Genomic DNA, 18526 nt, shown 5'->3' on the forward strand with positions numbered 1-18526 from the left:
CCGCACACGGAGCACGCGACCATGTTCGGACAGATTCCCGATTTCACCAACAGCTTCGACTTCATGCGCCGGCTGTGGGGCGCCGGCGCCGGCATGCCCGGCAGCCTGATGCCCGGGCTGCAGGCGATGACGCCGCCGATGGACCTGGACGACCTCGACAAGCGCATCGCCGACCTGAAGGCGGTGGAGAGCTGGCTGCAGTTGAACACCAACCTGCTGCGCACCACGATCCAGGGCCTGGAGGTGCAGCGCGCCACGCTGGTGGCGCTGCAGACCTTCGGCAACGCGCTCTCGCCCGACGCCATGCAGACGGCAATGGAAAACGTGGCGCGTGCCGCCACTGCGCCCAGCGCAGCGCCGCCGCAGCGCGCCGGCGCCGACACCGGTACCGGCAGCGCAGGGCTGCGCGAAGAAGCGCCCGCGGCGCAGGCTGCGCCCCGGCCCGGCGCCGAGCCCGAGCCGGCTCCCGAGCCCTCGGCCGAGGCAGCGCGAGATGCGTCCTCCGAGGCGGCGCCCGAGGCAGCACCCAACGCCGCGGTGTGGTGGGACCTGCTGCAGCATCAGTTCAGCCAGATTGCCAGCAGCGCCGCCGCGGCCAGCATCGCACCGTTCAACATGGGCGCCTTCGGCGCCGCTGGCACGCCGGCACAGCCAGGCGCCACGCCCGCCGCCAAAACCACGCCAGGCAAGGCCGCTGGCAACGGCAATGGCGCCAGGGCGAGTGCCACGGCAAAGAGCGGCGCCACGGGTGCGGCGAAATCCGGAGCCACGTCAGCGGCCAAGTCCGCCGCGAAATCGGCTGCAAAGTCCGCCGCGAAGTCCGCCGCGAAGAAGCCCGCGGCAAAGAAGCCCGCTGCCGGCAAGACGGCCAACGCCACACCCAACGGCAACGATGCTGCCAAGGACGGCAACGAATGACAGATCGCCGCACCGCCTGATCTGTCGCTACGCCGGGCCCCCGCCATGCACCGCGATCCCCTGCCAGGACACCATCCAGCCCCGCACAACGGCCCTGGCGCCCCTGGCACCCCTAACGGTCCTAACGGTCCCAACGGTCCTAACGGCCCCAACCCCGCCGCCACCGCGCTGATCATGATGGGTGGCGGCGCGCGCGCCGCCTACCAGGCCGGCGTGCTGTGCGGGCTGGCGCGCATCGCCGCGCGCCACGGCAAGGCGCATGGCGGGCTGCCGTTCGGCATCATCGCCGGCACCTCGGCGGGTGCGATCAACGGTGCCGGGCTGGCCATCCACGCCGGCGACTTCCAGGCCGCCACGCAAAGCCTGGGCGCGCTGTGGCACGGCATCCATGCCGACGACGTCTACCGCACCGACGTGCTGCGCGTGGGCATATCGGGCGCGCGCTGGCTGTCGACGCTGGCGCTGGGCTGGGCCACGCAGCGCAGGGCGCCGCGGGCGCTGTTCGACAACACGCCGCTAGGCAGCATGCTGGGCGAGCTGTTCGATCCCGCGCGGGTGCAGGGCAGCCTGGACAGCGGCGCGCTGCAGGCGTTCGCGGTCACCTCGCTGTCCTACAGCACCGGCCGCCATGTCACCTTCTACCAGTCGCACCACCGCATCCATCCGTGGCACCGCAGCCAGCGCATCGCGGTGCCGGCGCCGATCACGGTCGACCACCTGCTGGCCTCCGCGTCGATACCGTTCCTGTTCCCGTCGGTTCCGCTCGAGATCGACGGCCATCACGAGTGGTTCGGCGACGGCACCATGCGGCAGATGTCGCCGCTGTCGCCGGCGATCCACCTGGGCGCGTCACGCATCCTGGCGATCGGCGCGGCCTCGCGCCAGCGCTCGGGCTGGTTCGACACCGTGCCCGCCGGCGGCTACCCGTCGCTGGCACAGGTGGGCGGGCAGGCGCTGGCCAGCATCTTCCTGGACGGGCTCAATGCCGACCTGGAGAGGCTGCTTCATATCAACCGGCTGCTGGCGCGCATGCCCGAGATCGCCGGCGACCGGGAAGGATGGCGCCCGGTGCAGGTGATGACGATCTCTCCCAGCGAACCGATCGAAGCGCTCGCCGCCGAGCACCAGAAGCAGCTGCCGCGCACCGTGCGTGCGCTGCTGGCGCCCTTGGGCGGTACCGAGGCGCGCGGCGCCGCCTTCGCCAGCTATCTGCTGTTCGAGCCCGAGTTCACGCGGGCGCTGATGGCGCTGGGCGAGCGCGACGCCGAAGCACAGGCCGCCGAGCTCGCCGCGTTCCTGTACGGCGTAGTGCCGGACACTGCACCCGCCGCAACGCCCGAGGGCGCGCTCTCGCCCTGAGCGGCCTGAGCGCCCTTTCTCCAGGCGCCGCTGCTGGCACTTGGCCGGCGCACCGAGCCGCTGATCGCCCGCAATATGCAGCGGGCTGCGCCAAGCCTCTGCAAAAGTCGTTGCAATTGCCCCCATCCGCCCTAAAAAAGGGGAAGAGAATAATTCGCATCTGGTAGAATCTCGCCGTAATTTCAAAGGCTTACCATGCTCTACCCCGAACTGTTCAAATCGTTGGAAGCGGTCCGCTGGCACATGGACAAGGACATCCCCTGGGATACCTTCGACGCCAGCCTGCTGACGGACGACCAGGCCAAGACCATCCGCATGAACGCGATCACGGAATGGTCGGCCCTGCCGGCGACCGAGATGTTCCTGCGCGACAACCGCCACGATTCCGACTTTTCGGCGTTCATGAGCATCTGGTTCTTCGAGGAGCAGAAGCACTCGCTGGTGTTGATGGAATACCTGCGCCGCTTCCGCCCGGACCTGGTGCCGACCGAGGAAGAGCTGCACGCAGTGCGCTTTGAATTCGACCCGGCGCCGCCGCTGGAAACGCTGATGCTGCATTTCTGCGGCGAGATCCGCCTGAACCACTGGTACCGCCGCGCCGCCGAATGGCACTCGGAACCGGTGATCAAGCATATCTACCGCACCCTGTCGCAGGACGAGGCCCGCCACGGCGGCGCCTACCTGCGCTACATGAAGAAATACCTGGCCCAGTTCGGCGACACCGCGCGCGCCGCGTTCGCCAAGATCGGCGTGCTGATGGCATCGGCGCGCCGCACCGAAAAGCCGCTGCACCCGACCAACCTGCACGTCAACAAGGCGCTGTTCCCCAACGACACCGTGCAGTCGCGCCTGCCCGACCCGGACTGGCTGGAGAAATGGCTGGACGAGCAGATCCGCTTCGACGAAGGCTGGGAGAAGAAGGTCATCGAACGGATCCTGCACAATATGTCGCTGCTGTTCGAGCGCACCTTTGAAAGCGTGCAGGACCTGAACCGCTACCGCAAGGAACTGAACGCCCGCCTGCCAGGCTCCGGCGGCGCCCAGCCAGCACAGGCCTGATCCGGCGGCTTGCTGCACCCCGATAAAAACCTCGCTGCGGCGAGGTTTTTTTGTTGGCGCCCGCCGCCATCGGTGGTGGCACCGGCCGGGCGAGCAGCGCTGAACGAACGGCGAACCTCACCGGACGGGGTACCATTCGGGCAAGCGTGCCGGCACCGCCAGCGCCGGCCTCCACCATCCGATCCATGACCCATGTCCCTACCCGCCTTCGAATCCAAGCTGACTCCCGCCGACAACCCCGCCGAGCTGGCCGCGCGCATCGCCGCGCTGCCGCGCCCGCTGGTGTTCACCAACGGTGTCTTCGATATCCTGCACCGCGGCCATGCCACCTACCTGGCGCAGGCGCGCGCGCTGGGCGCCAGCCTGGTGGTCGGCGTCAACAGCGATGCCTCGGTCAAGATGCTGGGCAAGGGCGACGACCGCCCGCTCAACCATGAATCGGACCGCATGGCGCTGCTGGCCGCGCTGGCGTCGGTCGACCTGGTGGCGATGTTCCGCGAGCAGACGCCGGTCGAGCTGATCCGGCTGGTGCGCCCCGACATCTACGTCAAGGGCGGCGACTATGACATCGATAGGCTGGAAGAAACCCGGCTGGTGCGCAGCTGGGGCGGCCAGGCCTATGCCATCCCCTTCCTGCACGACCGCTCCACCACCAAGCTGCTGACCAAGGTCCGCCAGGCCGGCTGAACCGCATCCTCAGCGCTGGCGCCGGACCACCGGCAAGGTGCCGCGCGGCGCGGCACCTGGTGCGGGCAAAGGTGCCGGCGGCAGCAACAGCAGGCGCTCGGAGCGCACCTGCTGCCCGAGCCGGTGCGGCTCGCGCGGCGTGCCGAACCAGCCCCCGAGCGGATTGGCGCCGAACAGGCCGGCGAGCGCGGCCACCAGCAAGGCGTTGGCGAGCAGCAGCAACAGCAGGGCGATGCGCAGGACGCGTGGGGCGGGCATTGGAACGGCTGCGGGAGCGTGCGGGATTCCGTGGTGAAGGCGATGGTCACTAAGCCTCGGCCGACGCCATCGCATGCAGGCCGAGCAGCACCAGATTATCGTGCATCTCGAAGGGCACCGCGAGCGCGCCAGCCAGCGCGGTGCGTGCGCCGCCAGACAGCAGGCAGCGCGTCGGCCCGCGTTCGCCCAGCGCGCGCCAGGTGCGTTCGATCGCGCCCGCCTGCGCGGCCAGGCAGCCGGCGGCGATGGCGTCGTGGGTGTTGTCCGCCCAGCGCAGGTGCGCGCCGGCCACGGTGCCGGCCCCCTCCACCTCCTCCACCCCCAGCGCCGGCAGCTGCGCGGTATTGCGCGCCAGCGTGCCGAGCATCAGCGCCAGCCCGGGCAGGATCAGTCCGCCTTCGAAGCGCGCGCGGCCATCCGCGCCGACAGTAACGATATCCAGCGTGGTCGCGGTGCCAGCCGTCACCACCAGCAGCGTATCGTGCGGCAGCCAGCGGTGCGCGCCGATGGCGCCAACCCAGCGGTCAACACCCAGCTGCGTGGGCTCGCGATAGCCGTTGACCAGGTTGCCGTGCGCCGCGGTGCTGCGCACCCACTGCACCGATGCGCAGCCGCCGAAGGCGTCGGCCAGCGCGGCATCGACGGCGGCGGCAATCACCGGGCCGGCGACATTGGTGATCCAGACCGCCGGCATCGGGCCGCTGCCGCGCAGCGCGCGCAGGTCGGCGGCCAGGGTCTTCAGCGCATTGTCATCGGCATGCGCCACCGCGCCGCCGTGCTGCCACGGCGTGGGCAAACCCGCCCCGGCCGGCAGCGGCACGCCCGCTTCGCACCACGCCCATTTCAGGCGCGTGTTGCCGATGTCGATCAGCAGCTGCGGCACATTCATGCGCCATCCTCCTGCCCCGGCGCGGGGCGCAGCGACAGCTCGCCGCTGGCGACCCGTTCCAGCCCCGCCGGCGTTTCAAGCAGCAGCTGGCCGGCCTCGTCGACGCCGCGCGCCATGCCTTCGGCGATCACCTTGCCGTCGTGCAGCAGCCGCACCGGCTGGTCGCGGTAGGCATCGGCGGCGGACCAGCGCGGCGCCATCGGCCCGAAGCCATGGGCCAGGAACGCGGTGCGCATCGATGCCAGCCGCTCCAGCACCGCGGCCAGCAGGCGCGCCGCGTCGCGGCTGGCGTCGAAGCCCGGAACGGCCTCGGCCACGCCGGCCAGCTCGCGGCCCAGCGCGGCTTCCATCTGCGCATCGCGCACCAGGTTCAGGCCGATGCCGATGACGGCCCAGATCCGGTTCTGCCCGGCGCGCACCGATTCGATCAGGATCCCGGCCAGCTTGCGGCCGTCGATCTGCAGGTCATTCGGCCATTTCAGGCGGACGCGGGCGCCCAGGCGCGCTTCGACATCGCCGAGCGCCTCGGCCAGCGCCAGCCCCACCGCCAGGCTCAGGCCGGTGAGTTGTGCCGGCGCCAGCGCGAGCGGCAGCGCCACCGAGAAGGTCATGCCCGCTTGTCCCTGCCACGGCCGTCCCAGGCGCCCGCGCCCGGCGGTCTGGCGGTAGGCCAGGCGCAGCCGGCCGGCATCCGACCAGGGTGCGTGGCGGCACGCGGCGGTCAGGTCGGCATTGGTCGAGCCGGTTTCTTCGACCAGTTCCAGCGTCCAGTCGCGCAGTGCCGGCGACAGCGCGGCGCGCAGGGCGGCGGGGTCGATGCGCCAGGGAGCGGACGGGCCCGGTGCGGGCGTAAGAGAGGTGTCAGGGGCGTCTGGCATGGGAAGCTGCGCTGGTGGCAATCGGCGGTGCGAAGGTGGTGCGAAGGTGGTGCGAAGGTGGTGCAAAGGTGGTGCAAGGGTGGTGCAAAGACTGGCAGGCATGGCGCCTGCCCGACTGCCGCATTGTAGCCGCGCCGCGCGCTTGCTCCGTGCCCGCCCCTGCCGTGCATGGCCGCGGTCGCGCCAGCCGGGCGGGTGGCTTAGAATCGGGACTCGGCCATCACATCGCTAGCCCTTGGAACGCCAGACGACGCCAGACTTCCATATCACGCGCGGGGACGGAACCGTCAGCGTAGCGCTGCGTGGCGACTGGACCGCGCTCGCGCTGGCCGGCTGCCACCAGGCGCGCCATCTGCGCGCGCAGTTGCACGACCTGGCGCAGGCGCCGGAGCATGCGCAATGGTCGCTGGCCGAGGTGCAGCGGCTGGACCATATCGGCGGACAGCTGCTGTGGCAGGCGTGGGACGGCAAGATGCCGCAGCAGATCGAGGCCAGCGAGGGCCAGCGCCGTGTGTTCGAGCGCATCGCGGCGGTGCAGGACGAAGGCTGGACGAAGCACATGGTGGACCGCTTCAACCCGGTTATGCTGCTTGGCACCAACGTGCTGTCGTTCGGCGTGCAGCTGGCCATCGGCATCACCATGCTCGGCCAGCTGGCGTTCGACCTGATGCGCTTCGCGCGCATGCCGCAGCGCGGCCCCTGGCGCGAGGTCTCGGCCAATATCTACAACGTCGGCTACAAGGCGCTCGGCATCACCGCGCTGGTCGGCTTCCTGATCGGCATCGTGCTGTCGTACCTGTCGGCGAACCAGCTGCGCATGTTCGGCGCCAGCACGTTCATCGTCAATATCCTCGGCATGGCGGTGATCCGCGAACTGGGGCCGGTGCTGGCGGCGATCCTGATCGCGGGCCGGTCCGGCTCGGCCATCACCGCGCAGATCGGCGTGATGCGCGTCACCGAGGAGCTCGATGCCATGCGCGTGATGGGGATCTCCCATGGCTTCCGGCTGATCATGCCGCGCGTGATTGCGCTGGCCGTCTCGATGCCGCTGCTGGTGGCGTGGACCGACGTGATGGCGCTGGCCGGCGGCATGGTGGCAGCACGCATGCAGCTCGGCATCAGCGCCGCGTTCTTCCTGCGCGAGCTGCCCGACGCGGTGCCGGTGGCCAACCTGTGGCTGGGGCTGGGCAAGGGCGTGGCGTTCGGCATCCTGATCGCGCTGACGGCATGCCACTTCGGGCTGCGCATCAAACCCAATACGCAAAGCCTGGGCGAAGGCACCACGGCATCGGTGGTGACCTCCATCACCATCGTGATCCTGGCCGACGCGGTGTTTGCCATCCTGTTCAAGGACGTTGGGATATGAGCGCGCCAACGGAACCGGCAGCATCACCCGCACCGGCGCAGCGTACCGCGGTGATCGAGGTGCGCGACCTGGTCAAGCGCTTCGGCAAGGCCGTGGTGCACGACCACGTCAACCTGGACGTGTGGCGCGGCGAGCTGCTGTCGATCGTGGGCGGCTCGGGCAGCGGCAAGACCGTGCTGCTGCGCCAGATCGTCGGGCTGGAGCGGCCGACCTCGGGCTGCATCAAGGTCTTCGGCGAAGACCCGGCCAAATTGCGCCCGGCGCAGCTGCAGGCGCTGCGCAACCGCTGGGGGCTGCAGTTCCAGCGCGGCGCGCTGTTCTCGGCGCTGTCGGTGATCGACAATATCGCGCTGCCGCTGCGCGAGCTGCGAGCGCTGCCGGACAACCTGATCTGCCGGGCGGCGCTGCTCAAGCTGCAGCTGGTGGGCCTGTCGGCGCGTGATGCGGACAAGATGCCGTCGGACCTGTCCGGCGGCATGATCAAGCGCGTGGCGCTGGCACGCGCGCTGTCGCTGGAGCCGGAACTGCTGTTCCTCGACGAGCCCACCGCCGGGCTGGACCCGATGGCTTCGGACGACTACGTCGCGCTGATCCGGGAACTTCGGCGCGAGCTGGGCCTCACGGTAGTGATGATCACGCACGACCTCGACACGCTGGTGGCGCTGTCCGACCGCGTCGCGGTGCTGGCCGACCACAAGGTCATCGCCGCCGCGCCGATCCCGGAAGTGGTAAAGGTGGACCACCCTTTCATCCGCGAATATTTCCTGGGCGAACGCGCCCAGCGCGCCTTGCAGGCGCTGCCGCAGACCGGGCAGCCGGCGCCCCCCGGAGAAGCATGATGGAAAACAAGTCATACGCGTTCCTTGCGGGCGTGTTCACCATCGGCCTGGCAGTGCTGGTACTGTTCGCGCTGTTCTGGTTCAGCAGCGACCATGCCGTGCGCGTGCCGTACGACCTGGTCACGCGATCCACAGTCAATGGGCTCGGGCCGCAGGCCGACGTCAAATACCGCGGGCTGGCGGTGGGCAAGGTGGACTCGATCAAGTTCGATCCGGAGGTGCCGGGCCAGATCATCGTGCGCATCAGCGTCAACCAGGACACGCCTATCACGCGCACCACCTACGCCACGCTGGGCTTCCAGGGCGTCACCGGCATCGCCTACGTGCAGCTGGACGACACGGCGGCGCATGCGGGCGCCGAAGCCTCGCCGCCGCTGACCACCTCGCCCAAGGCGGTGGCGCGGATCGCCATGCGCCCGGGCTTCTTCGAAGAACTGGAAAAGCGCGGGGATTCGCTGCTGACGCAGGCCGAGACGCTGATGGCCTCGCTCAACGACATGTTCCAGGCCGCCAACCGCAATGAACTGATGACCGCGATCCGTTCGGTGCGCAAGACCGCCGAGGACTACTCGAAGCTGGCGGATTCGCTGGTGCCGGCCGCCAACCGCCTGCCGCGCGTGGCCGAGAACCTCAACGCCACGCTGGAATCGACGCGGCGCCTGACGCAGGAGCTGGCCAGCCCCAACGGCACGGTGCTGCGCACGGTCGACAGCGTCGGGCGCGACCTGCAGGGCGCGGCGGCGTCGGTGCAGACCGCGGCTGGCACCTTCAGCCAGGAGACCCTGCCGCAGCTCAACGGGCTTGCGCGCGATGCGCGCCAGACCGCGCGCAGCTTCGAGCGTGCCGCCGGCCAGTTCAACGATAGCCCGACCAGCGTGCTGTTCGGCGCGCCGGCGCCCGCGCCAGGGCCGGGGGAGCCGGGTTTCAGCGCGCCCTGATGTAACGACGACCCATCGCCATGCCAGAGAACGACAACCGCCGAGACTTCGCCGTGATCCCTGCCACCGAGAATTCACGCCAGCACTGCGGCTCCCGCACCGCCGCCACGCTGCTGGCGCTGGCCGGCGCCGCACTGGTGCTGTCCGGCTGCGCGCTGTCGCGCGGCACGCCGACCGTCACGTATGACCTGGGGCCGTCCGCCGCGCTTGCCGGCACGGCGGGCAACGCTGCCGGCGCAGCGCCCGCGCCGCTGCCCAGGCTGCGCGTATCGCAGACCGACGGGCCCGACTGGCTCGAAGGCAATGCGCTCTACTACCGCCTGCTTTACGCGCAGGCGCAGCGGCTGCAACCCTATGCCACGCAGCGCTGGGTGATGTCGCCGACACGCCTGTTCGACGAGCGCCTGCGCGAGTCGGTGTCGGCGCGCGGCAGGCTGGCCTGGTCCGGCGACACCAGCGTGCCAGGGCTGAAGGTCGACCTGCTGGCCTTCGAACAGGTATTCGACAGCGCCACCACCAGCCAGGGCGTGGTGCGGCTGCGCGCCACCGTGTACCACCACGGCCAGCTCGGCCAGCAGACCTTCGAGGCGCGCCGGCCCGCACCCAGCGCCGACGGCGCCGGCGGGGTCAAGGCGCTGGCCGATGCCAGCGATGCCGCCATCGCCGCGCTGCTCGACTGGACCGCCACGCTACCGCTAAAGTAAGAGAGACAAGGAGATTTGCCATGGAGCCGGCTGCCCCGCCGCCCTCCGCACCGCCCCCGGCACCCGCCGCGCAGCCGATGACGCAAACGGCAGCGCATCCGGCAGCCCAACCGGCAGCCCAACCGGCGGCGGTAGTGATCGTGACCGAACCCTCCGGCCCGCAATATTCGCCGCTGGCCCGCGTGGGGCTGCTTTGCTTCACGCTGCTGGTGGTGTATGCCAGCCTCTACCCGTTCTCGGGCTGGGTCGACAACGGCATCTCGCCGTTCGCCTTCGTCACCGCGCCCAAGCCGCGCTATATCACCGACTTCGACCTGCTGACCAATGTCATCGGCTATGTCCCCTTCGGGGCGCTGGTTGTGCTGTCATTGCATCCGCGCATGTCGGGCGGGCGCGCGACGCTGGTGGCGCTGTGCGCCGGCGCGCTGCTGTCGGCCTGCATGGAAGCCTTCCAGACCTGGCTGCCGAACCGGATCTCGTCCAACATCGACCTGATCACCAATGCGCTGGGCGCGCTGCTGGGCGGCGCGATGGTGGCGCCGTTCGCGCATGCGCTGATCGACGACGGCCGGCTGACCCGGCTGCGCCACGCGTGGTTCGAGCCGCATGCCAGCTTTGCCATCATCCTGCTGATGCTGTGGCCGTTCGCGCAGATCTTCCCGCAGGAGCACCTGTTCGGCATGGGCGGCATCGTGCGCGAATGGCTGACCGATCCCGAATCCTGGCCGATGCAGGTGCTGCAGATGCTGTTCCCTCGGCTGGAGGCGTGGCAGGTCCACATCGGCCTGCGGCCCGAGGACATGCAAAGCCAGCAGCTGCTGGAATCGCTGGTGACCGCCAGCAGCTGGATCGGCACCGGCCTGTTCGCCTCGATCGCCATGCGCCGCAACGCGCCGATGCTGCGCATCCTGGCCGGCCTGCTGGCCGCCGCGCTGCTGATCAAGGCCGCCGCCGCAGAATTGCAGTTTCCCGCCGACAGCGCCTTCAACTGGCTGTCCGAAGGCGGCCGCTTCGCGCTGCTGACCAGTTCACTGGTGCTGGCGCTGCTGCTGTACCTGCCGCGCTGGCTACGCGCGGTGCTGGCGATGGTGGCGCTGTTCACGCTGGTGGTGCTGACCAACGTGCTGCCGTCGAATCCCTATGCATGGATTTCCGAGCAGGGCTGGCGCATGGGCCGCTTCATCCACTTCAACAGCCTGGCGCAATGGCTGGGGTGGCTCTGGCCGTTCCTGGCGTTCTGCTATGTGATCTGGCGCTTCGAGCAGGTCAGCCTGCGCCGCCACGCCATGAAGAAGGCCGCGGCGCGCCGCGAGTCGGCCGCGGCCGGTACGCAGGAGCCGTGACAGCGTGACTGCGGGCGCCGCCGTCAGTTGCCCGCGCGGATGGCGATGCCCTCGGCTGTGAGCCGGTCCCGGATGCGGCGCGCAAAGGCCAGCGCATGGGCACCGTCGCCGTGCAGGCAGACGGTCTCGGCCTGGATCGGCACCCAGGTGCCGTCGATGGCGCGCACGCGTTTTTCGCGCACCATGGTCAGCGTCTGGTTCAGCGCGACTTCCTCGTCCTCGTGCAGCGCGCCGGGCGTGCCGCGCCTGACCAGCGTGCCATCGGGGTTGTAGCCGCGGTCGGCAAACACCTCCTGCTTGACGCGCAGTCCGGCCTCCCTGGCGATGTCGATCATCTGGCTGCCGGCCAGGCCGAAGAACACCAGGTCGGCATCGAAGTCCCGCACCGCGCGCACGATGGCGCGGGCCAGCGCGGGATCGCGCACGGCCTGGTTGTACAGCGCGCCGTGCGGCTTGACATGGTGCAGTTCGCCGCCCTGCGCGCGCACGATCGCCTCAAGCGCGCCGATCTGGTACAGCATGTCGGCGTAGACGTCCTCGGGGTCGCGCTGCATCTCGGTGCGGCCGAAATTCTCGCGGTCCGGATAGCTCGGGTGCGCGCCGATGGCAACCCCATGCTGCAGCGCCCACTTCACCGTCTGCACCATGGTGGCGGCGTCGCCCGCGTGCCAGCCGCACGCTACGTTGGCGGAACTGATCAGCGCCAGCAGCGCCTCGTCGTTGCCGCAGCCTTCGCCGAGGTCGGCGTTCAGGTCGATTTCCATTGCCATTCTCCCGGGCGGTGCGGCGAGAAGCCGCGGTACCGCCTTCTGTCGATGGGTTCAGGCGCTCCCGGCTCAGGCCGCCGCGCGGCTCAGCGTGCGCCGGCGCGCGGCGATGGCCATGCCGTCGCCCTGCCATTGCAGCGCCTGGTCGATCTGGCGCAGGTAGCGGTCCAGCTCCGCCTGCGCGGCGGCGGCCTGCGCCAGCGTCACCGGCACGAAGCGCACTGCCGCGCCCAGCGGCACCTGCGCCAGCCGCCACATGTCGGCGCCGATCACCACGCCGATCTTGGGATAGCCGCCGGTGGTCTGCGCATCGGCCATCAGCACGATCGGCTGCCCCGCCGGCGGCACCTGCATCACGCCCGGCACCACGCCGTGCGAAAGCAGGTCGGCGCTGCGCTCGGCGCGGCGCGCCAGCGCAGGGCCATTCAGACGCAGGCCCATGCGGTTGCTGTTGGGCGTGACGACCCAGTCGGCCTGCCACAGCGCCTGCTGCGATTCCGCCTCGAAGTCCTCATACTCCGGCCCCGGCAGCATGCGCACCGGCGTGGCCTTGCCGGCGGCGTCGGCCGGCAAGGCCCACGCGGGCGCCTGGACGCCGATCCAGTCGCCATCGGCCGGCAGCCCAGCGCGTCCCACCGGCAGCCGGTCGCCCTCCTGCAGCGCACGGCCGTCGAGCCCGCCAAAGGCGGCTTTCAGGTCGGTACTGCGCGAGCCCATCACCGGCTCGACGGCGATGCCGCCGGCCACGCACAGGTAGGCATGCGTACCGCCGCGCGCCGGCGGCAGCACCAGGACTTTGCCCGCGTGCGCGTCGAAGGCATGCCAGGACCATACCGGCGTGCCGTCCAGCGTGGCGCCGCACTCGGCTCCAGCCAGCGCGACGCGCATGTCCGCATGGAAGCGCACTGCGGCGCGGCCCAGCGTGAATTCAATGACGGCGCACTCGGGCGCATTGCCCAGCAGCCGGTTGCCGACCGCCACGGCCAGCCTATCCATCGCCCCGCAACTGCCCACGCCGAAACGGCGAAAGCCGGTACGGCCCAGGTCCTGCACCGAGGCGAGCGCGCCAGGTCGGATGATTTCGATCACGCGATGATTTCCTCGGCGACAAAACGCACCGTATCGCCGGGCGCCAACAGGGACGGCGGATCGCGATCCGCGACGAAGAGTTCGATATCGGTGTGGCCGATCAGCTGCCAGCCGCCCGGCAGCACCGCCGGATAGATGCCGGTCTGCTCGCCGCCGATGCCGACCGACCCGGCCGGCACCGCCAGCCGCGGCTCGCGCCTGCGCGGCGTGGCCAGTTCGGGCACCAGCCCGCCCAGGTAGGCAAAGCCGGGCTGGAAACCCAGGAAATAGACCACGTACTCGCCGGCGGCATGGCGGCGCGCCACTTCACGCGGCGACAGCCCGGTATGCGCGGCCACATCGGCCAGGTCCGGCCCATGCCCGCCGCCGTAGCGCACCGGGATCTCCACCACCTTGCCGGTGGTGTTGCGCGCCTCGCCCGAGGCCCAGGCCTGCTTCAGGCTGCGCTCCAGCGCTTCGACATCGGCGCTGCCGTCGAAGATCACCGTCAGGTTGTTCATGCCCGGCACCACGTCGACCACCCCGCGCCATGCTTCCGCCCGGGCTGCCATCGCCCAGATGCGGCTCTGGACCTCTAGCGATGCGGGGGGCGCCACGCTGTAGAGCAGCGCTTGTTCGGCGAGGCGGTGGATTGTGCAAGGGCTCATGGGATTCCTGGTAGCGCACTTTTTACCAGTGTAGGCTGGCAGCCGGGGGAATGCGATGCGGAAAACAGGCCTGCGCAAAGCAAAACGGCCGGGGTGAATCCCGGCCGTTCTAAAACGCATTTCTTCAACCCGATGCGAATCAGGCAAACCCCGCCTGATGCGCCTGCTGGTCTGCGTGGTACGAGCTGCGCACCATCGCGCCCACGGCAGCGTGGGTGAAGCCCATCTTGTAAGCCTCTTCCTCGAACATCTTGAACGTGTCCGGATGCACGTAGCGCAGCACCGGCAGGTGATGGTTCGACGGCGCCAGGTACTGGCCGATGGTCAGCATGTCGATGTCATGCGCGCGCATGTCGCGCATGACTTCCAGGATTTCCTCGTCGGTCTCGCCCAGGCCGACCATCAGGCCGGACTTGGTCGGCACGTCGGGGTTGCGGCGCTTGAATTCCTGCAGCAGCTTGAGCGAGTGCGCGTAGTCCGCGCCCGGTCGGGCCTGCTTGTACAGGCGCGGCACGGTTTCCATGTTGTGGTTCATCACGTCAGGCGGGCAGGCCTGCAGGATGTCCAGCGCCTTGTCCAGGCGGCCGCGGAAGTCGGGCACCAGCACTTCGATGCGGGTGTCGGGCGACAGCTCGCGCGTCTGCGAGATGCAGTCGACATAGTGCTGGGCACCGCCGTCGCGCAGGTCGTCGCGGTCGACGCTGGTGATCACCACGTAGTTCAGCTTGAGCTGGGAGATGGTGCGTGCCAGGTTGCCGGGCTCATTTACGTCCAGCGGATCCGGGCGGCCATGGCCGACGTCGCAGAACGGGCAGCGGCGCGTGCACTTGTCGCCCATGATCATGAAGGTCGCCGTGCCCTTGCCGAAGCATTCGCCGATATTGGGGCAGCTGGCCTCCTCGCACACCGTCACCAGGTTGTTGGCGCGCAGGATGTCCTTGATCTCGTAGAAACGCGAATTGCCGGTGGCGGCCTTCACGCGGATCCAGTCCGGCTTCTTGAGCTTTTCGGCCGGCACGATCTTGATGGGGATGCGTGCGGTCTTGTCGGCCGACTTCTGCTTGCGGGTCGGGTCGTACGCCTCCGCGGGGGACTGCGGGGCTTCGCTGGAAGATGCGATCGGGGCGATCAGGGCGTCGCTCATACATTTCTCCGCACGCGCTCAGCGTGCATTTCGCTTTTGACTAGGAGGCCAGGGCCGGGTCGGCATTCACGTCGGCGGCTTCTGCCGCCAGCACGCGGGATTCGTGCGCTGCCAGCACTTCGCACAATGCAGCCGCCAGGCGCTGTGCGATGTCGGGTTGTCGTGCCGCGGTCACGGGCAACGGCGCGCCATCGGCATCCGCCACCGGGCAGGTGGCGCCCGCGGTAGCCATGTCGACCGTTTCCAGTCCGGCATAGCCGCAGGGGTTGATGCGCAGGAACGGCGACAGGTCCATCTGCACGTTGAGGCTGACGCCATGGTAGCTGCAGCCGTTGCGGATCTTGAGGCCGAGCGCGGCAATCTTGGCGCCCTGGTGCGGCCCGTCGGACAGGTAGATGCCGGGGGCGCCGGGCTTGCGTTCGGCTGCGAGATTATACGCCGCGAGCGTGTCCAGCACTGCCTGCTCGATGGCGTGGACCAGCTCGCGCACCATCAGGTGGCGGCGGCGCAAATCGAGCAGCAGGTAAGCCACTACCTGGCCTGGACCGTGATAAGTGATCTGGCCGCCACGATCGATCTGCACCACGGGGATGTTGTCATCAGGCGACAGCAGGTGTGCGGGATCGCCCGCCTGGCCCAGCGTGTAGACCGGCGGATGCTCGACCAGCCAGATCTGGTCGGGCGTCTCTGGCGTGCGTGCGGCGGTGAAGGCGCGCATCGCGTCGAAGCACGGCTGATAGTCCTCGCGGCCGCGTTCGATGATCTGAATCGGATGCATGGCGAGAGTGTAACGAAAAGGGCCGGCTTGCGCCGGCCCTGCCCTGTCACTGTCAGCCTTGCGGTGCCGGGAAATCGTCGGCCGCGCCACGCGACCAGGCCAGGCGCAAGTGCGCGCGGCGCCGGTGTGACGCGGACGATACCCCGTCCGCTTCCGTGTCGGCTTCAGGATGCGGCAGCCTGGTCCTGGTTAGGCGTCCATTCCGTGCCTCGAACCAGCCGGCGCAGGCTGCGGTACACCAGGTGCGGCACATCGGCCAGCGCCAGCGCCGGACGGCGTGCCTCGGCGATCAGCGCCAGGCGTACCGGTTCCTGCGCGCGCGGGTCGATGCTGACCACCACCTCGTCGCCGGAGCGGAGCAACAGGCTGCCGCCACAACGCAGCCAGTAGTCCTCCGAATCGCCTTCGCGCGTCAGCCATACGTCCATGCCATTGGCTTTCTCGACATGCAGGCGCTGGGCGGCGTGTACCGACAGGGCGGTGACTTCGCCAGGATTCAGGGTGAACACGGTCGTTGTGAGCACGGTTTTCATGGAGGTTCTCCGTTCAGCCGGCCGGGGGGCACTTGCGCCACACTGTCGCTTATGGGCAACGAATCCACGGAAACTGGCCCGGCAAGGGGACCGGGCCAGTTAAATCTTAGGGAATTCGCCGTTAAGTGAATCGCTACAGCGGGGGCCGGTGAAGGAATATTAGTGATTGCCCGGACACTATCAAAACGATATATTTTCTTTGTTCTTGTTAGTCAAACTCACATACACCCGACTTCACCGGAGGCAGCCATGGCCTGGAAGAGTGCCTGGGAAAAGGACCTGCCGCGCGGCTGGCACCGCGAATTGCCGCGCCTGCCGGCACTGACCGCCCTGCGCGCGTTCGAGGCGGCGGCGCGCCATGAGAGTTTTTCGCGCGCGGCGACGGAGTTGTTCGTCACCCACGGCGCGGTCAGCCACCAGATCCGCGCGCTGGAAGACGAGCTCGGCCTGCCGCTTTTCGAGCGCCACGGCAAGCGCGTGGCGCTGACCCCGGCGGGCCGCGTCTACGCCGAGCGCGTGCGCGACGCACTGCTGCAGATCGCCGATGCCACGCGCGTACTGCAGGCCGGCAACCGCGACAAGCGCCTGACTATCAGCACCATGCCCTCGTTCGCCGCGCGCTGGCTCACACCGCGCATCGGAAGCTTTATCGAGCGCCATCCGGAGCTGGATGTCGAGCTGCTGTCGTCGAACACGCTGGTCAACTTTGCCCATGAGGAAGTCGATATCGCGCTGCGCATGGGCAGCGGCGACTATCCCGGCCTGTACGTGGAAAAGCTGCTCGACGACGTCTTCTTCCCGATGTGCAGCCCCGGCTTCAATGGCGGCCGGCTGCCGCAGAAGCCGGAGGAGATGGCCGGCCTGCCGCTGCTGCGCGGCGAGGGCGATCCGTGGAAGCCATGGTTCGAGGCCGCCGGGCTGGACTGGCCCGAGCCGCGCAAGGGCCTGCTGATGGAAGATTCGTCGCTGCTGCTGCAGGCCGCGTCGGAGGGCCAGGGGATCGCGCTGATCCGCTCGTCGCTGGCCTACAACGACCTGCTGGCGGGGCGCGTGGTGCGGCTGTTCGATGTCAGCATCCCGTGCCCGTGGCTGCTGTACTTCGTCTGTGCGCCGGGCTCGCTGAACCTGCCCAAGGTACAGGCCTTCCGCAGCTGGCTGATGCCGGAGATCGAGCGCTTCCGCGAGGAGCTGGCGCAGTGGGAGTGATCTAGTCGCCGGCTTCGGCTTCGTCGTCGGCGGCGTCCACCTCGTCCGGCGGTGGCGGCGCCGAGCGCCGTCCCGCGCGCGGGTGCGCCTTATCGTAGACCTGCGCCAGGTGCTGGAAATCCAGCGCCGTATAGATCTGCGTGGTCGAGATGCTGGCATGCCCCAGCATCTCCTGCACCGCGCGCAGGTCGCCCGACGACTGCAGCACGTGCGTGGCGAACGAATGCCGCAGCATATGCGGATGCACGTCGGCCGGCACGCCAGCGCCCAGCGCGTGCTGCTTGAGCCGCAGCTGCACCGTGCGCATCGACAGCCGCCGCCCGCGCGGCCCCAGGAACAGCGCATGCGCGTCTTCGGGCGCCGCGCCGGGGCGCAACAGCGTGTCGCGCACGGCGATCCAGGCGTGCAGCGCCTCGATGGCCTTGCTGCCGACCGGCACCGTGCGCCGGCGTGCGCCCTTGCCGGTCACCGTCACCTCGGCGCCAGCCAGGTCGAGCCAGCCGCTGGACTGGTAGCCGTCGACGCTGGCATAGCGCAGGTCCAGCTGCACCAGTTCCGACAGCCGCAGGCCGCTGGAATAGAACAGTTCATGCACCGCATGGTCGCGCAAGGCCTGTGCATCGGTGCCGCCGGCGTGGGCAACCAGCGCCACCGCATGCTCGACCGACAGCGCCTTGGGCAGCGCATGGCCGGATCTCGGCGCGCGCACGCCATCGACCGGATTGACCGCGACGCCATGGCCATGGCGCGCCGCCCACTGGTAGAAGCCGCGCCACGCCGACAGCGTGCGGGCGATGCTGGTGCCGGCCAGCCCGCTGCCATGCAGCCGGGCGGCAAAGTTGCGGATATGGTGGGTCTGCAGTGCCAGCAACGCGACGCCGGGCGCGTAGCGCGCGGCATGCGCCTGCAGCACGCGCAGGTCGCGGCTATAGCTGGCAAGGGTATGGTCGGCCAGCTTGCGGCTGCCGCGCAGCCAGTCGAGATAGCGCGCGACCAGCGGATCGACCAGCGGATCGACCCGCGCATCGGACGTTGCATCGGCCGACGGAGACGCGCCGTCATCCGCCGGCGCCGGCGCGGGAGCGGGCTGGCGCGGCGGCCGGCGTGCGCTCACGGCATCGGCC

General features: G+C 69.4%; 20 protein-coding genes. 10 read left to right on the plus strand and 10 right to left on the minus strand.

What is annotated here, in order from left to right; translation table 11 throughout:
* Positions 1-21 precede the first annotated feature (21 nt).
* The 4 genes from K309_RS0118270 (at position 22) to rfaE2 (ending at position 4023) form a co-directional block, all read left to right on the plus strand.
* Positions 22-918 carry a PhaM family polyhydroxyalkanoate granule multifunctional regulatory protein gene (locus K309_RS0118270; protein ID WP_029047769.1) on the plus strand — a complete coding sequence of 299 codons (897 nt, stop codon included), beginning with the start codon at positions 22-24 and terminating at the stop codon, positions 916-918.
* A gap of 174 nt (positions 919-1092) precedes the next feature.
* A complete protein-coding gene (locus K309_RS0118275) occupies positions 1093-2277 on the plus strand; it encodes a patatin-like phospholipase family protein (protein WP_029047770.1) in 1185 nt (394 codons plus the stop codon).
* A gap of 195 nt (positions 2278-2472) precedes the next feature.
* A complete protein-coding gene (locus K309_RS0118280; RefSeq protein ID WP_029047771.1) occupies positions 2473-3336 on the plus strand; it encodes a ferritin family protein in 864 nt (287 codons plus the stop codon).
* A gap of 192 nt (positions 3337-3528) precedes the next feature.
* Positions 3529-4023: a D-glycero-beta-D-manno-heptose 1-phosphate adenylyltransferase gene (gene rfaE2, locus K309_RS0118285; RefSeq protein ID WP_029047772.1), complete on the plus strand. Its 495-nt coding sequence runs from the start codon at positions 3529-3531 to the stop codon at positions 4021-4023.
* A gap of 9 nt (positions 4024-4032) precedes the next feature.
* Here rfaE2 and K309_RS36770 read toward each other — a convergent pair whose 3' ends face one another.
* The 3 genes from K309_RS36770 to K309_RS0118300 are packed head-to-tail and all read right to left on the minus strand — an operon-like array spanning position 4033 to position 6048.
* The gene (locus tag K309_RS36770; protein ID WP_051320505.1) at positions 4033-4281 is read right to left on the minus strand and encodes a hypothetical protein; all 249 of its coding nucleotides are present in this window, start codon (positions 4279-4281) and stop codon (positions 4033-4035) included.
* Between the two features lie 49 nt (positions 4282-4330).
* A complete protein-coding gene (locus K309_RS0118295) occupies positions 4331-5170 on the minus strand; it encodes a type III pantothenate kinase (protein ID WP_029047773.1) in 840 nt (279 codons plus the stop codon).
* On the minus strand, positions 5167-6048 hold the full coding sequence (locus K309_RS0118300) for a biotin--[acetyl-CoA-carboxylase] ligase (RefSeq protein WP_029047774.1): 882 nt from the start codon (positions 6046-6048) through the stop codon (positions 5167-5169). The genes K309_RS0118295 and K309_RS0118300 overlap by 4 nt, the downstream gene beginning before the upstream one ends.
* Positions 6049-6283: 235 nt before the next feature.
* Between K309_RS0118300 and K309_RS0118305 the strand changes: the two genes are divergently transcribed.
* From K309_RS0118305 to K309_RS0118325, 5 genes are read left to right on the plus strand one after another with little or no spacing between them, the layout of a single operon-like run.
* Positions 6284-7414, plus strand: a complete 1131-nt coding sequence (locus tag K309_RS0118305; protein ID WP_156914392.1) for an MlaE family ABC transporter permease — start codon at positions 6284-6286, stop codon at positions 7412-7414.
* Entirely contained in the window at positions 7411-8253 is an 843-nt protein-coding gene (locus K309_RS0118310; RefSeq protein ID WP_029047776.1) for an ABC transporter ATP-binding protein, read from the plus strand. The genes K309_RS0118305 and K309_RS0118310 overlap by 4 nt, the downstream gene beginning before the upstream one ends.
* The gene (locus K309_RS0118315) at positions 8250-9191 is read left to right on the plus strand and encodes an MlaD family protein (RefSeq protein ID WP_035877830.1); all 942 of its coding nucleotides are present in this window, start codon (positions 8250-8252) and stop codon (positions 9189-9191) included. Before K309_RS0118310 ends, K309_RS0118315 begins: the two co-directional genes overlap by 4 nt.
* Before the next feature lie 20 nt (positions 9192-9211).
* Positions 9212-9895 carry an ABC-type transport auxiliary lipoprotein family protein gene (locus tag K309_RS0118320; RefSeq protein ID WP_029047778.1) on the plus strand — a complete coding sequence of 228 codons (684 nt, stop codon included), beginning with the start codon at positions 9212-9214 and terminating at the stop codon, positions 9893-9895.
* 20 nt (positions 9896-9915) lie between these two features.
* The gene (locus K309_RS0118325) at positions 9916-11238 is read left to right on the plus strand and encodes a VanZ family protein (protein WP_029047779.1); all 1323 of its coding nucleotides are present in this window, start codon (positions 9916-9918) and stop codon (positions 11236-11238) included.
* Between the two features lie 23 nt (positions 11239-11261).
* On the opposite strand, the gene pxpA is transcribed toward K309_RS0118325, so the two are convergent.
* The 6 genes from pxpA to K309_RS0118355 form a co-directional block, all read right to left on the minus strand.
* Positions 11262-12002 (minus strand): 5-oxoprolinase subunit PxpA, encoded by a 741-nt coding sequence (gene pxpA, locus K309_RS0118330; RefSeq protein ID WP_029047780.1) that lies wholly within the window; start codon positions 12000-12002, stop codon positions 11262-11264.
* 72 nt (positions 12003-12074) lie between these two features.
* Positions 12075-13094, minus strand: coding sequence for a 5-oxoprolinase subunit C family protein (locus K309_RS0118335; protein ID WP_029047781.1), 1020 nt, complete (start codon positions 13092-13094; stop codon positions 12075-12077).
* On the minus strand, positions 13091-13741 hold the full coding sequence (gene pxpB / locus K309_RS0118340; RefSeq protein WP_029047782.1) for a 5-oxoprolinase subunit PxpB: 651 nt from the start codon (positions 13739-13741) through the stop codon (positions 13091-13093). The genes K309_RS0118335 and pxpB overlap by 4 nt, the downstream gene beginning before the upstream one ends.
* 139 nt (positions 13742-13880) lie before the next feature.
* The gene (gene lipA, locus K309_RS0118345) at positions 13881-14885 is read right to left on the minus strand and encodes a lipoyl synthase (RefSeq protein WP_029047783.1); all 1005 of its coding nucleotides are present in this window, start codon (positions 14883-14885) and stop codon (positions 13881-13883) included.
* 40 nt (positions 14886-14925) lie between these two features.
* Positions 14926-15663: a lipoyl(octanoyl) transferase LipB gene (lipB, locus tag K309_RS0118350; RefSeq protein ID WP_029047784.1), complete on the minus strand. Its 738-nt coding sequence runs from the start codon at positions 15661-15663 to the stop codon at positions 14926-14928.
* A gap of 164 nt (positions 15664-15827) precedes the next feature.
* Positions 15828-16196, minus strand: a complete 369-nt coding sequence (locus K309_RS0118355) for a DUF2917 domain-containing protein (RefSeq protein ID WP_029047785.1) — start codon at positions 16194-16196, stop codon at positions 15828-15830.
* 249 nt (positions 16197-16445) lie between these two features.
* Here K309_RS0118355 and K309_RS0118360 point away from each other — a divergent pair, with 249 nt between their 5' ends.
* Positions 16446-17402 carry a transcriptional regulator GcvA gene (locus tag K309_RS0118360; protein WP_029047786.1) on the plus strand — a complete coding sequence of 319 codons (957 nt, stop codon included), beginning with the start codon at positions 16446-16448 and terminating at the stop codon, positions 17400-17402.
* Position 17403: 1 nt separating this feature from the next.
* Here the strand turns inward: K309_RS0118360 and K309_RS0118365 are convergent, their stop codons facing one another.
* The gene (locus K309_RS0118365) at positions 17404-18516 is read right to left on the minus strand and encodes a tyrosine recombinase XerC (protein ID WP_035877831.1); all 1113 of its coding nucleotides are present in this window, start codon (positions 18514-18516) and stop codon (positions 17404-17406) included.
* Between the last annotated feature and the right edge of the window lie 10 nt (positions 18517-18526).

It is taken from the genome of Cupriavidus phytohabitans, assembly GCF_000426345.1.
GTDB lineage: Bacteria > Pseudomonadota > Gammaproteobacteria > Burkholderiales > Burkholderiaceae > Cupriavidus.

What these genes read in the sequence shown, in the direction of transcription:
- K309_RS0118270 (WP_029047769.1), top strand. Translation starts at nt 22, where the DNA reads ATGTTCGGACAGATTCCCGATTTCACCAACAGCTTCGACTTCATGCGC.
- K309_RS0118275 (WP_029047770.1), top strand. Translation starts at nt 1,093, where the DNA reads ATGATGGGTGGCGGCGCGCGCGCCGCCTACCAGGCCGGCGTGCTGTGC.
- K309_RS0118280 (WP_029047771.1), top strand. Translation starts at nt 2,473, where the DNA reads ATGCTCTACCCCGAACTGTTCAAATCGTTGGAAGCGGTCCGCTGGCAC.
- rfaE2 (WP_029047772.1), top strand. Translation starts at nt 3,529, where the DNA reads ATGTCCCTACCCGCCTTCGAATCCAAGCTGACTCCCGCCGACAACCCC.
- K309_RS36770 (WP_051320505.1), bottom strand. Translation starts at nt 4,281, where the DNA reads ATGCCCGCCCCACGCGTCCTGCGCATCGCCCTGCTGTTGCTGCTGCTC.
- K309_RS0118295 (WP_029047773.1), bottom strand. Translation starts at nt 5,170, where the DNA reads ATGAATGTGCCGCAGCTGCTGATCGACATCGGCAACACGCGCCTGAAA.
- K309_RS0118300 (WP_029047774.1), bottom strand. Translation starts at nt 6,048, where the DNA reads ATGCCAGACGCCCCTGACACCTCTCTTACGCCCGCACCGGGCCCGTCC.
- K309_RS0118310 (WP_029047776.1), top strand. Translation starts at nt 7,411, where the DNA reads ATGAGCGCGCCAACGGAACCGGCAGCATCACCCGCACCGGCGCAGCGT.
- K309_RS0118315 (WP_035877830.1), top strand. Translation starts at nt 8,250, where the DNA reads ATGATGGAAAACAAGTCATACGCGTTCCTTGCGGGCGTGTTCACCATC.
- K309_RS0118320 (WP_029047778.1), top strand. Translation starts at nt 9,212, where the DNA reads ATGCCAGAGAACGACAACCGCCGAGACTTCGCCGTGATCCCTGCCACC.
- K309_RS0118325 (WP_029047779.1), top strand. Translation starts at nt 9,916, where the DNA reads ATGGAGCCGGCTGCCCCGCCGCCCTCCGCACCGCCCCCGGCACCCGCC.
- pxpA (WP_029047780.1), bottom strand. Translation starts at nt 12,002, where the DNA reads ATGGAAATCGACCTGAACGCCGACCTCGGCGAAGGCTGCGGCAACGAC.
- pxpB (WP_029047782.1), bottom strand. Translation starts at nt 13,741, where the DNA reads ATGAGCCCTTGCACAATCCACCGCCTCGCCGAACAAGCGCTGCTCTAC.
- lipA (WP_029047783.1), bottom strand. Translation starts at nt 14,885, where the DNA reads ATGAGCGACGCCCTGATCGCCCCGATCGCATCTTCCAGCGAAGCCCCG.
- lipB (WP_029047784.1), bottom strand. Translation starts at nt 15,663, where the DNA reads ATGCATCCGATTCAGATCATCGAACGCGGCCGCGAGGACTATCAGCCG.
- K309_RS0118355 (WP_029047785.1), bottom strand. Translation starts at nt 16,196, where the DNA reads ATGAAAACCGTGCTCACAACGACCGTGTTCACCCTGAATCCTGGCGAA.
- K309_RS0118360 (WP_029047786.1), top strand. Translation starts at nt 16,446, where the DNA reads ATGGCCTGGAAGAGTGCCTGGGAAAAGGACCTGCCGCGCGGCTGGCAC.